The 13,292-nt window shown below is 55.8% G+C and carries 12 protein-coding genes and 4 tRNA genes; 10 read left to right on the top strand and 6 right to left on the bottom strand.

Annotated elements, in window-relative coordinates:
- Positions 1 to 71 precede the first annotated feature (71 nt).
- The 4 genes from AM379_RS07145 (at position 72) to AM379_RS07130 (ending at position 520) form a co-directional block, all read left to right on the top strand.
- Positions 72 to 148: transfer RNA gene (locus AM379_RS07145), tRNA-Arg, on the top strand.
- A 67-nt stretch (positions 149 to 215) separates the two neighbouring features.
- Positions 216 to 291: transfer RNA gene (locus tag AM379_RS07140), tRNA-His, on the top strand.
- Between the two features lie 21 nt (positions 292 to 312).
- Positions 313 to 399, top strand: a tRNA-Leu gene (locus AM379_RS07135).
- 44 nt (positions 400 to 443) lie between these two features.
- Positions 444 to 520, top strand: a tRNA-Pro gene (locus AM379_RS07130).
- A 505-nt stretch (positions 521 to 1,025) separates the two neighbouring features.
- Here the strand turns inward: AM379_RS07130 and AM379_RS07120 are convergent.
- From AM379_RS07120 to hemC, 5 genes are all read right to left on the bottom strand, one after another.
- Positions 1,026 to 2,237 (bottom strand): MFS transporter, encoded by a 1,212-nt coding sequence (locus tag AM379_RS07120; RefSeq protein WP_106503566.1) that lies wholly within the window; start codon positions 2,235 to 2,237, stop codon positions 1,026 to 1,028.
- A gap of 170 nt (positions 2,238 to 2,407) precedes the next feature.
- Positions 2,408 to 3,607, bottom strand: coding sequence for a protoheme IX biogenesis protein HemY (gene hemY / locus AM379_RS07115; protein ID WP_032680089.1), 1,200 nt, complete (start codon positions 3,605 to 3,607; stop codon positions 2,408 to 2,410).
- 2 nt (positions 3,608 to 3,609) lie between these two features.
- A complete protein-coding gene (gene hemX / locus AM379_RS07110) occupies positions 3,610 to 4,803 on the bottom strand; it encodes a uroporphyrinogen-III C-methyltransferase (RefSeq protein ID WP_014172141.1) in 1,194 nt (397 codons plus the stop codon).
- A 21-nt stretch (positions 4,804 to 4,824) separates the two neighbouring features.
- Positions 4,825 to 5,565 (bottom strand): uroporphyrinogen-III synthase, encoded by a 741-nt coding sequence (gene hemD / locus AM379_RS07105; protein WP_014172140.1) that lies wholly within the window; start codon positions 5,563 to 5,565, stop codon positions 4,825 to 4,827.
- Positions 5,562 to 6,503, bottom strand: coding sequence for a hydroxymethylbilane synthase (hemC, locus tag AM379_RS07100; protein ID WP_158701851.1), 942 nt, complete (start codon positions 6,501 to 6,503; stop codon positions 5,562 to 5,564). The genes hemD and hemC overlap by 4 nt, the downstream gene beginning before the upstream one ends.
- A 346-nt stretch (positions 6,504 to 6,849) precedes the next feature.
- Here hemC and cyaA point away from each other — a divergent pair, with 346 nt between their 5' ends.
- Positions 6,850 to 9,393, top strand: a complete 2,544-nt coding sequence (gene cyaA, locus AM379_RS07090) for a class I adenylate cyclase (protein ID WP_014172138.1) — start codon at positions 6,850 to 6,852, stop codon at positions 9,391 to 9,393.
- Between the two features lie 43 nt (positions 9,394 to 9,436).
- On the opposite strand, the gene cyaY is transcribed toward cyaA, so the two are convergent.
- Positions 9,437 to 9,757 (bottom strand): iron donor protein CyaY, encoded by a 321-nt coding sequence (gene cyaY, locus AM379_RS07085; protein ID WP_014172137.1) that lies wholly within the window; start codon positions 9,755 to 9,757, stop codon positions 9,437 to 9,439.
- A 135-nt stretch (positions 9,758 to 9,892) separates the two neighbouring features.
- On the opposite strand from cyaY, the gene lptM reads away from it, so the two are divergent.
- The 5 genes from lptM to yigB are packed head-to-tail and all read left to right on the top strand — an operon-like array spanning position 9,893 to position 13,275.
- Positions 9,893 to 10,096 carry an LPS translocon maturation chaperone LptM gene (gene lptM, locus AM379_RS07080; RefSeq protein WP_025202779.1) on the top strand — a complete coding sequence of 68 codons (204 nt, stop codon included), beginning with the start codon at positions 9,893 to 9,895 and terminating at the stop codon, positions 10,094 to 10,096.
- A gap of 35 nt (positions 10,097 to 10,131) precedes the next feature.
- Positions 10,132 to 10,956, top strand: a complete 825-nt coding sequence (dapF, locus tag AM379_RS07075) for a diaminopimelate epimerase (RefSeq protein ID WP_020882883.1) — start codon at positions 10,132 to 10,134, stop codon at positions 10,954 to 10,956.
- A complete protein-coding gene (locus AM379_RS07070; RefSeq protein ID WP_014172135.1) occupies positions 10,953 to 11,660 on the top strand; it encodes a DUF484 domain-containing protein in 708 nt (235 codons plus the stop codon). Before dapF ends, AM379_RS07070 begins: the two co-directional genes overlap by 4 nt.
- The gene (xerC, locus tag AM379_RS07065) at positions 11,657 to 12,559 is read left to right on the top strand and encodes a tyrosine recombinase XerC (protein WP_014172134.1); all 903 of its coding nucleotides are present in this window, start codon (positions 11,657 to 11,659) and stop codon (positions 12,557 to 12,559) included. The genes AM379_RS07070 and xerC overlap by 4 nt, the downstream gene beginning before the upstream one ends.
- The gene (yigB, locus tag AM379_RS07060) at positions 12,559 to 13,275 is read left to right on the top strand and encodes a 5-amino-6-(5-phospho-D-ribitylamino)uracil phosphatase YigB (RefSeq protein ID WP_047356054.1); all 717 of its coding nucleotides are present in this window, start codon (positions 12,559 to 12,561) and stop codon (positions 13,273 to 13,275) included. The genes xerC and yigB overlap by 1 nt, the downstream gene beginning before the upstream one ends.
- Positions 13,276 to 13,292: the final 17 nt, after the last annotated feature.

Genomic DNA, 13,292 nt, shown 5'->3' with positions numbered 1-13,292 from the left:
GCATTTTTTTCAAAAAAGCACTAGACAGCGGGGTCGGAGGTACGTAATATCCAGCCCCGCAACGGCGCTAAGCGCCCGTAGCTCAGCTGGATAGAGCGCTGCCCTCCGGAGGCAGAGGTCTCAGGTTCGAATCCTGTCGGGCGCGCCATTTTAGTCCCGGCGCTAGAGCTGCGGTGGTCTGAGAAGTAGTCAGTACCGCGTGAAAGAATACAGTGGTGGCTATAGCTCAGTTGGTAGAGCCCTGGATTGTGATTCCAGTTGTCGTGGGTTCGAATCCCATTAGCCACCCCATTATTGAAAGAGTTGTGAATTGCGAAGGTGGCGGAATTGGTAGACGCGCTAGCTTCAGGTGTTAGTGTTCTTACGGACGTGGGGGTTCAAGTCCCCCCCCTCGCACCACGACTTTTTAATGAATTGAACTAAAAATTCAAAAAGCAGTACATCGGCGAGTAGCGCAGCTTGGTAGCGCAACTGGTTTGGGACCAGTGGGTCGGAGGTTCGAATCCTCTCTCGCCGACCAATTTTGAACCCCGCTTCGGCGGGGTTTTTTGTTTTCTGCGCCTTTCCCCCTCTGTAGTGATTCCACGACAACACTGGCTTCCTTGTCGCGATTCAGCGACACATAACACACTGAAAGTAAAAGATATAATAATTTGGCGGCTTTCGTGTCTCCTCCAGACGACATTTCGTCGTGTTTATCAGCAGGTTGTAGGGTCTAAGATACCGCTCAACAACATAATTTCCTTTTATCTTAAAATGTTGCGCGATGTAAAAGTTCTGCGTGTCAAGTTGGCACGTTACGTGCAATAATATACGTGTAGATGCTCATTCCATCTCTTATGTTCGCCTTAGTGCCTCATAAACTCAGGAATGACGCAGAGCCATTTACGGTGCTTATCGTCCACTGACAGATGTCGCTTCGGCCTCATCAGACACCATGGGCATAACGTTGAGTGAAGCACCAAATATGTTGTCTTACAGACCTGTTTTAACGCCTGCTTTTATAGCAGGCGTTTTTTTATGCCTTATTCCCGGTAAACGTACATGATCAGGGCGACAAGTATCAGAGCGGCTGACGAAACGCTGTAAAGCGCTTGTATGGAGCCAAATCCTGCCGCCGCCATCGCGGCAATACCGGTGAAAAGCGAGGCACTGAGCGTTTGCCAGCGCCAGGCTTTACTGCTGGCCGAAGCCATGTGCGTGGTTTGAAAACTGCTGAGTACGGCAAATGTGCCAGCCGCAAAGAGAACATTTGAGGCCAGGTGTGCGACAAAAATCATCCCCAGCGCGCATGCCATCCACCCGGACAACAGCGGGAGCATCCCATACGCAGCAAGGAAGATGCCGAGACACAGTAAAATCCGTGGCGTGCGTGCTGCAAAACGCGTCAGGCTGTCTCTTTTTAGCAGCAGGGGACCGCAAAGTTGTCCCATGCTTCTTGCAAAAAGCAGTGGCAAAGCAAGGCTGGCCGCATCCTGAGGATGGATCTGCTGTGCCATTGCCGGAAGAAGCGCCATGGCCGGTGAACCGACGGCGGCCAGCGCAGGCAAAATCAGCAAACTGCGTTTCTGCCGGATGGTCAACATCTGCCAGCGTAAAGTCGCAGGCGCTTTCTCTTCAGCGGGGACTGCCAGTGTGGGCGCTAAATATACACGACCCGCCAGCCAGAGCATGAACAGCGATCCGAGAAAGCTGGTGGCATCAATGGCCAGCAAGGCGAGGATGGCGATCTTCTGGAAAAGTACCATCCCCAGCCCGGTGCCTAACAAAACCTGAGCGGCAAAAATCACATTCTCAAGGCAGGTTGCGGCAGGCAGTTCTGCTTCTCTGAGTCCGCGTTTAAAGAGCAGCGTCAGGGCAGGCCAGCTCATTCCGCTGAGCAGTGCTTCGGTGGACTGCACGGCCAGTAACGCAGGGATACTGTGATAGTGCACGCCGAGCAGGGGAAAGAGCAGGGCCAGTAAGCCAAGCCCCTCGGTGAGTATCAACAGGGGTATCGGAGAATAGCGCGCGCACAGCTTTTCACTGATGAGGCTGCCGACAAAACCAGGTAACGTGGCGAAAAGAAAGGCGAGGGTAAGCAGCGCGGGCGGGGCGGACCATGCTAACAGTAAGCCGAAGACCACCACCTGGGTTACGCCATTTCCCAGTGATGTAAAGATAAAGGCACAGGCCAGCAGGCGCAGCCAGCGGTGGCAGCGCAGCGCTTCAATAAGCGCGTACAAAAGGGAGTTCATGACGATTTCCTTTCAAAAACGATTCAGTCCACGCGGCACTCGTCGCGTGTATGGAAAAAAGTTAATGAAAAGACGTCGTTACATTGGCGGGTTCGTTTTCAGATGACGTGGTAAAGAATGTAGCAGGCGAAGGGGAATAAAAAAAGGAGGCCGTCTGGCCTCCTTGTTATTTATTGCTGGCTGCCATTATTTTGCAGCGTTAATAACAGCCCATCGCGGCGCATGGCGGCAGCCTCTTCCGGCTTGTGCTGCTTGTCCAGCGAATCGGCAAGCCACGCGTAGTCAAATGCGTCCGGGCGCTGTTTCAGCGCTGCACGGAAGGCGAGACTCGCTTCCTGCCATTCACCGTGCTTCATCAGCGACTGGCCCAGCGTACTCCACAGCAGTGGACGGTCGCCGACGGCTTTAATCTGCTGACGCAGCATTTTTTCAATTTGCTCAGGGTTATTGGTTTTCAGACGCGGGATCACCATAACCAGGCGATCGTCATACTGTCGCTTCAGTCCGTCGAGGAGGATCTCCTGCGCCGTGTCATGATCGTCACATTCAATCAGATGTTCTGCCATCGCAACCTGCAACGGAACCTGCTGACGCGTTTTCCGGCTCTGATTCTTCCACCATGTTTTCAGGCCATCGCTGCCGAGATCGGCACGCGCCTGATCCATCAGGCCAATCCATGCCAGACGCTGAAGTTCATCACGATGTTCATCATCACCGACGTCGGCTTTGGCCATCGACGGAATGATATCCAGCAGTGAACCCCAGGCACCGGTGCGAATATAGGCCTGCTCGGCAAGACGCAGCACTTCCGGGTGGCGTGGCGAGACTTCCAGCAGACGGTCGATACCGTGACGCGCGGCGTGGTTTTCGTTGCGGGCCAGCTGCAGGCGAACGCGGGTGATCTCAACGGGAATCGGGTCTTTCGGAGAAAGTTCTGACGCGCGTTCCAGATGCTGGTTGGCGCGGGCTTCGTCACCGCGCTGTTGCGCTGCCTCGGCGGCCAGCAGATAGTTCACCACCGGCTGTTCGGCATGGTCAGCATTTTTCGACATCAGCTTTTCAACCTGCTGATAGTCACCCTCGGCCAGCTTAAGCAGTGCCTGCTCAGTCTGCTTACGGGCGCGGCGGCGTTTACGGCCAACGAACCAGCCACGCGTATGCGCACCGGTACGGAAAATTCGGCGCAGGATCCACTCAACCGCAAGGAGCACCACCACACCGAGGATCAGAATGATCACCAGACCCGTTACGCTGGTTTCGATGTTGTAGTTATCGGTCTGGATCAGGACGTAACCCTGATGACCGGCAAGCATCGGCCCCAGGACGATCCCGGCGATCAGCAGGATGAAGAGTAAGAGTACTTTAAGCATCATTACTCTCCTTGTGGCGCGCTTTCAGGCGCTGGCGCGGCGGCAGGGGCCTGGGCGTGAGGTTCTGCCGGAACGCCCGGCTGCGCCAGCAGGTTGCGCACGCGCGTCTGCATCAGCTTCTCCAGAATCGGCTGGCTTTCCAGCTTATCCGGCACGTTCATGGTGATGTTCTGCTGGCTCAGTTTATCAATGTCATCGAGGAAAGCCGTGGTCGTGGCATCATCGGTATTGTAGTAAGCACGTACCCATGTCGAGACGTTATCAAGCGCCTGTTTGTAGGTTTCTTCCTGATGACGCGGCACGGCCTGAGCCGCCACCAGCAGGCGGGAGCGAATGTTTTCGCGCAGATAAATGTCCTGATTCGGCGCTAACAGCGGAACGGCGGTTTCGTCGCGGCGGCGGATAGTAATGAAGCTATCCATAAAGTTCTGCCAGCTTTTTTGCAGGTTCACGCGCCATTCGCTCAGGGAGCTGGAAAGCTCGGTGCCGTCAGAATCCATCGGGGAGTCATCGTCGTTGTTATCCGCCAGCTGCAGGTTATCAATCTGGTTTGAAAGCTGATTGACCTTCAGGATGATGCCATCGTAGTCCACCTGCGAAACGGCAGAGAGGCTGGCGATATCTTCGGTAATGGCACGACGCGCGGTAATGAGGCTCGGATCGTTCATGTCTGCCAGGCTCGCATCAGCGCTTTTCAACAGCGCGGCGGCGGTGGTGACGTCCTGATCGCTCCAGAGCTTACGTCCGGCCAGCTTCACCAGGAAATCGGCCTGCGAGAGCAGCCAGGTTTTGGCATCGGTACCGGAAATCGTGGCGACTTTCTGCTGCACGTCGTCCAGCTGTTTGGTCAGCTCTTCCTGTTTGCTGTTCGCCTCAGCGAGCGCCGCGGACTGCTGTTTAATCACCGTTTCCAGTTCAGTTTTCTGCGTCTCCTGCGCTTTTTGCAGGGCGGTAAGCTGATTGACCAGCGTGTCGTTGGTCGCCGTCTGGCTGGAACCTTGCTGTTTCACCAGGCCATAGAGGCCAACGCCTGCGGCCAGCGCAATGGCGATGGCTATCGCGCTCAGCGCGAGGCTGGTTTTATTGCTGCCGTTCTTCTTCTCAACGGTTTTCTCAGTCGTTTCTGACTGCGGCGTGATGTCCACAGTCTCCCTGGTCTCTTCAACCACGGCGGAGGATTTATCGTGTTCCGTCATTATGGCTTCCCATTATGAGAGTTATTGTAATGCGCGCAGCAGCGCATCGTTGTCAGCGTTATCAGCGATCCGAATATCTTGCCAGCCCAGTTCCCGGGCCTGGTTCGCCAGACGCTCACTGACGACCAGAAGCCGGCAGTGGAGTAACCAGTTTTCACGATACCAAAGGGGCACCAGCGACCAGAGCTGCTGCAGCATTTCACCGCTGGTCACCACCAGGGTCGTAATGCCGCGCATATGCCAGCGCATCGCCTCTTCCGCACCATCGTAATGTTTTGCACAACGCTGATAGCATTCGCAGAACGTGACCTCAGCCCCGCGTTCCCGCAGCGTTTCGCCCAACAGTTCGCGCCCACCGTTACCGCGTAAAATGAGTGCACGCTTTCCGGCAATAGTTTGTAATTCAGGTAATTGTAGCAAGACTTCGCTGATTTCCCGATCTAACGGGTAACGAACGTCTGTTCCGCTTACGGTATGCAACGCCAGTGCCGTTGTACGACCAATCGCAAAATAGTGAGGGGCGGTTGGCCAGTTAAGCCCCTGCTGTTGCAGCTGCGCCTGGGCAAATTCCACCGCATGTTGCGACAGCGCAAACAGCAAGTCGCCCTGCTGGAGGGTATTCATATGGTCGGCAAGCGCGGACAGCTCCCGACCGGGGGAGAATTCAATGAGCGGAAAACTCCAGGCCACCTGCCCCAGTGCGCGCAGACGGCTCACTAATTGCTCTCCTGCGGGAGAAGGGCGGGTGACAAGAATACTCATGCAGGGGGTTCTCCATTATAAACCTCAGCCAGGATCTCACGGGCGCCGTTATCCAGCAGCTCTTCTGCCAGCGACACGCCAAGCTGTTCGGCATCTTGCGCTTTACCGCGACGTTCACCGCGGACCATCTGTGAACCGTCCGGTGCGCCAACCAGCGCTCGCAGCCACAGTTCACCGTTAATTAATTCAGCATAGCTGCCAATCGGCACCTGACACCCTCCTTCGAGGCGGGTGTTCATGGCGCGCTCGGCGTTAACGCGGATAGCGGTCTCGTCATGGTTCAGCGGGGCAAGCAGCGCGCGGGTACGCTCATCATCCAGACGGCATTCAATGCCGACGGCCCCCTGACCCACAGCCGGCAGCGACAGCTCAGGCGGCAACGCGACGCGAATGCGCGACGTCAGCCCCAGGCGCTTCAGACCCGCAACCGCGAGGATAATGGCATCGTAATCGCCGTTATCCAGCTTGCTCAGACGCGTACCAACGTTACCGCGCAGCGAACGAATGATCAGGTCCGGACGACGTTCTGCCAGCTGACACTGACGACGTAAACTGGACGTGCCAACCACGCTGCCTCCTGGCAACGCATCGAGCGAATCATAGTGATTGGAGACAAACGCATCGCGCGGATCTTCACGCTCGCAAATGGTCACCAGCCCCAGCCCTTCCGGGAACTCGACGGGCACATCTTTCATCGAATGTACGGCGATATCGGCGCGGTTCTCAAGCAATGCCAGTTCCAGTTCTTTGACAAACAGGCCCTTGCCGCCCACTTTAGCCAGTGGCGTATCAAGGATCACGTCACCGCGCGTGACCATCGGCACCAGCTCGACGCACAATCCACTGTGGCAGGCTTCAAGGCGCTGCTTAACATAATGTGCCTGCCAGAGCGCAAGAGGGCTTTGGCGTGTGGCAATTCTCAAAACATTGTCTAACATGCTTGTTACCGTCATTATCAATCGCTAACCATCCTAACATTGTTGACTCTGGGATGGCAGTTTTACGGTGATGAAGAAGAGAGGGACAGGGCGGGGTTCTCGTCAGCCACAGCCGTATTAAGGAATTTACACGTACAGAACGGTGCTACACTGTATGTAGCGCATCTTTCTTTACGGTCAACCGGCAAGGTGTTAAATTGATCACGTTTTAGACCATTTTTTCGTCGGCACCACCATAATGATAAGGGCGAAAAAAGGTAACGGTTCTCTTTTTGTAATACTGCGGGTCCGCTGTTATTTCTGTTTTGAATAGCGTGCGACACCCGGAAACATCAGGCGATACGTCTTGTACCTCTATATTGAGACTCTGAAACAGAGACTGGATGCCATAAACCAACTGCGTGTCGATCGCGCGCTTGCTGCTATGGGCCCTGCTTTCCAGCAGGTATACAGTCTTCTGCCGACATTATTGCACTATCACCATCCGCTGATGCCTGGCTACCTTGACGGTAACGTTCCCAGAGGCATCTGTCTTTTCACGCCTGATGAAACCCAACAACACTACCTGACCGAACTTGAACTCTACCGTGGCATGCCGCCGCAGGAATCACCGAAAGGTGAACTGCCGATTACAGGCGTTTACACCATGGGCAGCACCTCCTCGGTTGGGCAAAGCTGTTCTTCGGACCTGGACATCTGGGTCTGTCATCAGTCCTGGCTCGATAACGACGAGCGTCAGCTGCTGCAACGAAAGTGCAGCCTGCTGGAAAGCTGGGCCGCGTCGCTTGGCGTGGAAGTCAGTTTCTTCCTGATTGATGAAAACCGTTTCCGTCATAACGAAAGTGGCAGTCTGGGGGGTGAAGACTGCGGCTCAACCCAGCACATCTTACTGCTGGACGAGTTTTACCGTACTGCCGTTCGCTTGGCCGGTAAGCGTATTCTGTGGAATATGGTGCCGTGCGACGAAGAAGAGCATTACGACGATTACGTAATGTCGTTGTACTCCCAAGGTGTGCTGACACCAAATGAATGGCTGGATCTGGGTGGCCTCAGTTCGCTTTCCGCCGAAGAGTACTTTGGCGCGAGCCTCTGGCAGCTCTATAAAAGCATTGATTCGCCGTATAAGGCCGTGCTGAAAACCCTGCTGCTGGAAGCCTATTCCTGGGAATACCCCACGCCGCGTTTGCTGGCGAAAGATATCAAGCAGCGTCTGCACGACGGAGAAATTGTCTCTTACGGGCTGGATGCTTACTGCATGATGCTTGAACGCGTCACCGAATACCTGAAAGCCATTGATGACACCACGCGTCTCGATCTGGTGCGTCGATGTTTCTATCTCAAAGTCTGTGAAAAACTCAGCCGCGAACGCGCATGCGTGGGCTGGCGTCGTGAAGTGGTCAGTCAGTTGGTTAAAGAGTGGGGATGGGACGAAGAACGTCTGTCGATGCTTGATAACCGCGCTAACTGGAAAATCGATCAGGTGCGTGAAGCGCACAACGAACTGCTCGACGCCATGATGCAAAGCTACCGCAACCTTATCCGCTTTGCGCGTCGTAACAATCTCAGCGTTTCCGCCAGCCCGCAGGATATCGGGGTGTTGACGCGTAAACTGTACGCGGCGTTTGAAGCATTGCCGGGTAAAGTCACGCTGGTTAACCCGCAGATTTCACCGGACCTGTCAGAACCGAACCTGACCTTTATCTATGTGCCGCCGGGCCGCGCAAACCGCACCGGGTGGTACCTGTACAACCGTGCGCCAAGCATGGACTCGATCATCAGCCATCAGCCGCTGGAATATAACCGCTACCTGAACAAGCTGGTGGCCTGGGCCTGGTTCAACGGCCTGCTGACCTCGCGTACCCGACTGTTTATCAAAGGCAACGAGGTTGTCGATTTAGCCAAACTGCAGGAGATGGTGGCGGATGTCTCCCACCACTTCCCGCTGCGTCTGCCGGCACCGACGCCAAAAGCGCTCTACAGTCCGTGTGAAATTCGCCATCTGGCGATCATCGTCAACCTGGAATATGACCCGACGGCGGCCTTCCGCAATCAGGTGGTCCATTTTGATTTCCGCAAGCTGGATGTCTTTAGCTTTGGCGAGCAGCAAAACTGCCTGGTGGGCAGCGTAGACCTGCTGTACCGCAACTCGTGGAACGAAGTGCGTACTCTGCACTTCAATGGCGAGCAGGCGATGATCGAAGCGCTGAAAACGATTCTTGGCAAGATGCACCAGGACGCTGCGCCGCCGGACAGCGTTGAGGTGTTCTGCTATAGCCAGCATCTGCGCGGTCTGATCCGTACCCGTGTGCAGCAGCTGGTTTCAGAGTGCATCGAACTGCGCCTCTCCAGTACCCGTCAGGAAACCGGTCGCTTTAAAGCGCTGCGCGTCTCCGGACAGACCTGGGGCCTGTTCTTCGAGCGCCTGAATGTTTCAGTACAGAAGCTGGAAAACGCCATCGAGTTCTACGGTGCCATTTCGCACAACAAGCTGCATGGCCTGTCAGTGCAGGTGGAAACCAACCACGTGAAACTGCCACAGGTCGTGGATGGCTTTGCGAGCGAAGGGATTATTCAGTTCTTCTTTGAAGAGTCGGGTGACGACGCCGGTTTCAACATCTACATCCTGGATGAGACGAACCGCGCTGAGGTTTATCACCACTGTGAAGGCAGTAAAGAGGAGCTGGTGCGCGACGTCAGCCGCTTCTATTCGTCCTCACATGACCGCTTTACCTACGGCTCCAGCTTCATCAACTTTAACCTGCCGCAGTTCTACCAGATTGTGAATGTAGACGGACGTTCGCAGGTGATTCCGTTCCGTACGCAGGCCGTTACGCCAGCGGTTCCCGCCAGCCAGGACACTACCCCGCTGTTGCAGCAGTATTTCTCCTGACAGTTTTTGCCCGGTATGCAGCGTACCACCGGGCAAAACAGACTCAACGAAAACGCACGTCTTCGCCTGCCTGCGCGGTCGCCGCCTGTTCCAGCAGATCCCAGAACGTTTCGCCGCTACGGTCACACACCCATTCGCCCTCTTTCAGATCGAAATGGTAGCCACCCTGTTTGGCGGCCAGCCAGACCTGGTGAAGCGGCTCCTGGCGGTTAATAATAATTTTGCTGCCGTTTTCGAAGCTCAGGGTCAGAATGCCGCCGTTGATCTCACAATCGATATCGCTGTCGCCGTCCCAGTCGTCAAGCCGCTCTTCGATGGTCATCCATAAGGTGTCTGCAAGGCGATGGAATTCACTGTCGTTCATGGTTTTGTTCCTGTTTTTCGTGATGCCGGCAGTATAACGCTAAATAATTCCCGTTGCAGGAAAGCGGCAAACTCTTGCTTTTGTGTCTTCTCCTGCGATGATAGAAACAGATTTGAACTTACGGGCAACTTTATAATGAAAAACGTTTTCCGAACGCTTGCCGTTCTCATCACGCTGTTTAGTCTGACGGGCTGTGGACTGAAGGGACCGCTTTACTTCCCGCCAGCGGATAAAACGGCGCCGCCGCCGACGAAACCTGTGCAAAGCGGTATTGAGTCTTCCACGCCAGACACGAACGATCGTGGCAATAATGGTGGTCCGACTCAGGTTAATCTCTGACGATTACGTTCTGTACCCGCGCAATGGAGCGAATGATGCAGTTCTCTAAGATGCATGGCCTTGGCAACGATTTTATGGTCGTCGACGCGGTAACGCAGAATGTCTTTTTCTCCCCGGAACTGATCCGCCGCCTGGCGGATCGGCATCTGGGCGTGGGGTTCGATCAGCTGCTGGTGGTTGAGCCGCCGTACGATCCTGACCTCGATTTCCACTACCGTATTTTTAACGCTGACGGCAGTGAAGTCTCCCAGTGCGGCAACGGTGCGCGCTGTTTTGCCCGCTTTGTCCGCCTGAAAGGGCTGACGAACAAGCGCGATATCCGCGTCAGTACCGCGAATGGTCGCATGGTGCTCAGCGTCACCGATGACGATCTGGTTCGCGTGAATATGGGCGAGCCGAACTTTGAACCTTCCGCCGTGCCGTTTCGCGCAAACAAAGCGGAAAAGACCTATATTATGCGTGCGGCCGAGCAGACAGTATTGTGTGGCGTCGTCTCGATGGGAAACCCGCACTGCGTGATTCAGGTTGATGATGTGGAGACCGCCGCCGTTGAAACCCTCGGCCCGGTGCTGGAAAGCCATGAACGCTTTCCGGAACGCGCGAACATTGGTTTTATGCAGGTGGTTAAGCGTGAACACATCCGTCTGCGGGTGTATGAACGCGGCGCGGGCGAAACCCAGGCCTGCGGAAGCGGTGCCTGCGCGGCAGTGGCCGTCGGCATCGCTCAGGGGTTACTGGCAGAAGAGGTTCGCGTGGAGTTACCAGGCGGTCGTCTTGATATCGCCTGGAAAGGACCGGGTCATCCGCTGTTTATGACTGGCCCGGCGGTACATGTCTATGACGGGTTTATCCATCTATGAAGCAACCAGGGGAAGAACTGCAGGAAACGGTGACGGAACTGGACGACAGTGCTGTTGTTGATTATCTGCTGAACAATCCCGCGTTTTTTATTCGCAATGCACGTCTTGTCGAACAGATGCGGGTGCCGCATCCGGTGCGCGGGACCGTGTCGCTGGTCGAATGGCACATGGCTCGCGCGCGCAACCACATCAATCAGCTTGAAGAGAACATGACGCTGCTCATGGAACAGGCGAACAATAACGAAAGCCTGTTCTATCGACTGCTGCATCTGCAGGCGCGTCTGGCCTCGGCCCACAGCCTTGACGAGTTTCTCAGCCGTTTCCACCGCTGGGCGCGAGAACTGGGGCTTGCAGGCGCAACCCTTCGTCTCTTCCCCGACCGCTGGCGCATTGGTGCACCGTCTGGTTTCACCCATCTGGCACTGAGCCGTCAGGCGTTTGAGCCGCTACGTATTCAGCGCCTGGGTCATCAACATCATTATCTGGGGCCGCTGAACGGACCTGAATTGCTGGTGGTATTGCCAGAAGCCAAAGCGATTGGCTCGGTGGCCATGTCATTGATGGGGCGCGATGGCGACTTAGGCGTGATGTTATTTACCAGTCGCGACGCGCATCACTATGAGCAGGGGCAAGGTACGCACCTGTTGCAGGAGATCGCCCTGATGCTGCCTGAGCTGCTGGAGCGCTGGATTGAGCGCGTATGACGGACGGACTTCTTGCCACTGACGTCGCGCGCTTTCTGCGCTACCTGGGGGTTGAACGTCAGCTCAGCCCCATAACGCTGCTGAACTATCAGCGTCAGCTTGATGCCATCATGCAGATTGCCGATGAAATCGGCCTGAAAAGCTGGCAACAATGTGACGCTGCGACGGTTCGTGGCGTCGTCGTGCGTAGCCGCAGGAAAGGGTTAGGCCCGGCGAGTCTGGCGCTCAGGCTCTCTGCCCTGCGCAGTTTCTTCGACTGGCTGGTGAGCCAGGGCAGCCTTAAAGCCAACCCGGCGAAAGGCATTGCCACGCCAAAAGCACCGCGTCATCTGCCTAAAAATATCGACGTCGATGATGTCAATCGCCTGCTGGATATCGATCTTAACGATCCGCTGGCGGTGCGTGACCGCGCGATGCTGGAGGTGATGTACGGTGCCGGACTGCGTCTGTCTGAACTGGTCAATCTCGATATAAAACATCTCGATCTGGATACCGGCGAAGTGTGGGTGATGGGCAAGGGCAGCAAAGAGCGCCGCCTGCCGATTGGTCGCAACGCTGTCGCCTGGATTGAGCACTGGCTTGACCTGCGCGGGCTGTTTGGCGCGGAAGAAGATGCGCTGTTCCTGTCGAAACTCGGCAAGCGGATCTCGGCGCGTAACGTGCAGAAGCGTTTTGCGGAGTGGGGCATTAAGCAGGGGCTGAACAGCCATGTTCACCCGCACAAGCTGCGCCACTCTTTTGCGACCCACATGCTTGAATCAAGCGGCGATCTGCGCGGCGTGCAGGAACTGCTCGGCCACGCGAATTTGTCCACCACCCAAATTTATACCCACTTAGACTTCCAGCACCTTGCCTCGGTGTATGACGCGGCGCATCCACGCGCCAAACGGGGGAAATAATGCGTTTTTACCGCCCACTGGGTCAGATATCAGCCCTTACCTTTGACCTTGATGACACCCTTTATGATAACCGCCAGGTGATCCTGCGTACCGAGCAGGAGTCGCTGGCGTTTGTGCAGAACTATCACCCGGCGCTGAAGACGATGCAGAACAAGGACTTCCAGCAGCTGCGTCAGTCCCTGCGGGAGACCGAGCCGGACATTTACCATGACGTGACCGAATGGCGTCGACGTGCGGTTGAACAGGCGATGCTGAATGTTGGCATGAGCGCGCGTGATGCGGCGATAGGGGCTGAAGCGTCCATGGAAAACTTCGCCAAATGGCGCAGCCGTATTGATGTGCCACAGGAGACCCACGATACGCTGGCCGTGCTGGCAGAGAAGTGGCCGCTGGTGGCGATTACCAATGGCAATGCCCAGCCTGAGCTGTTTGGTCTTGGCGATTATTTTGAGTTTGTGCTGCGCGCGGGCCCGCACGGGCGCTCGAAACCGTTTAACGATATGTATCACCTGGCGGCGGAAAAACTGAACCTGCCGCTCGGCGAAATGTTGCATGTGGGTGATGACCTGACCACGGACGTGGCCGGGGCGATCCGCTGCGGCATGCAGGCCTGCTGGATCAAGCCGGAAAACGCTGACCTGATGACAACGCCGGACAGCCGTCTTCTGCCGCACGTGGAAATTTCACGGTTGGCATCCCTCACGACGCTGATATAATCATCAATTGTTCTGTA

The sequence above is a fragment of the Enterobacter cloacae complex sp. FDA-CDC-AR_0132 genome, assembly GCF_003010695.1.
In the GTDB taxonomy this organism is placed as follows: domain Bacteria; phylum Pseudomonadota; class Gammaproteobacteria; order Enterobacterales; family Enterobacteriaceae; genus Enterobacter; species Enterobacter ludwigii.
This window is presented reverse-complemented; position numbering and strand designations above follow the sequence as displayed.

Bases quoted from the DNA above. Each gene is read 5' to 3' on its own strand.
- hemX (WP_014172141.1), bottom strand. From the start codon at position 4,803: ATGACGGAACACGATAAATCCTCCGCCGTGGTTGAAGAGACCAGGGAG.
- lptM (WP_025202779.1), top strand. From the start codon at position 9,893: ATGAAAAACGTTTTCCGAACGCTTGCCGTTCTCATCACGCTGTTTAGT.
- cyaY (WP_014172137.1), bottom strand. From the start codon at position 9,757: ATGAACGACAGTGAATTCCATCGCCTTGCAGACACCTTATGGATGACC.
- yigB (WP_047356054.1), top strand. From the start codon at position 12,559: ATGCGTTTTTACCGCCCACTGGGTCAGATATCAGCCCTTACCTTTGAC.
- AM379_RS07120 (WP_106503566.1), bottom strand. From the start codon at position 2,237: ATGAACTCCCTTTTGTACGCGCTTATTGAAGCGCTGCGCTGCCACCGC.
- AM379_RS07070 (WP_014172135.1), top strand. From the start codon at position 10,953: ATGAAGCAACCAGGGGAAGAACTGCAGGAAACGGTGACGGAACTGGAC.
- hemY (WP_032680089.1), bottom strand. From the start codon at position 3,607: ATGCTTAAAGTACTCTTACTCTTCATCCTGCTGATCGCCGGGATCGTC.
- hemC (WP_158701851.1), bottom strand. From the start codon at position 6,503: ATGTTAGACAATGTTTTGAGAATTGCCACACGCCAAAGCCCTCTTGCG.
- hemD (WP_014172140.1), bottom strand. From the start codon at position 5,565: ATGAGTATTCTTGTCACCCGCCCTTCTCCCGCAGGAGAGCAATTAGTG.
- dapF (WP_020882883.1), top strand. From the start codon at position 10,132: ATGCAGTTCTCTAAGATGCATGGCCTTGGCAACGATTTTATGGTCGTC.
- xerC (WP_014172134.1), top strand. From the start codon at position 11,657: ATGACGGACGGACTTCTTGCCACTGACGTCGCGCGCTTTCTGCGCTAC.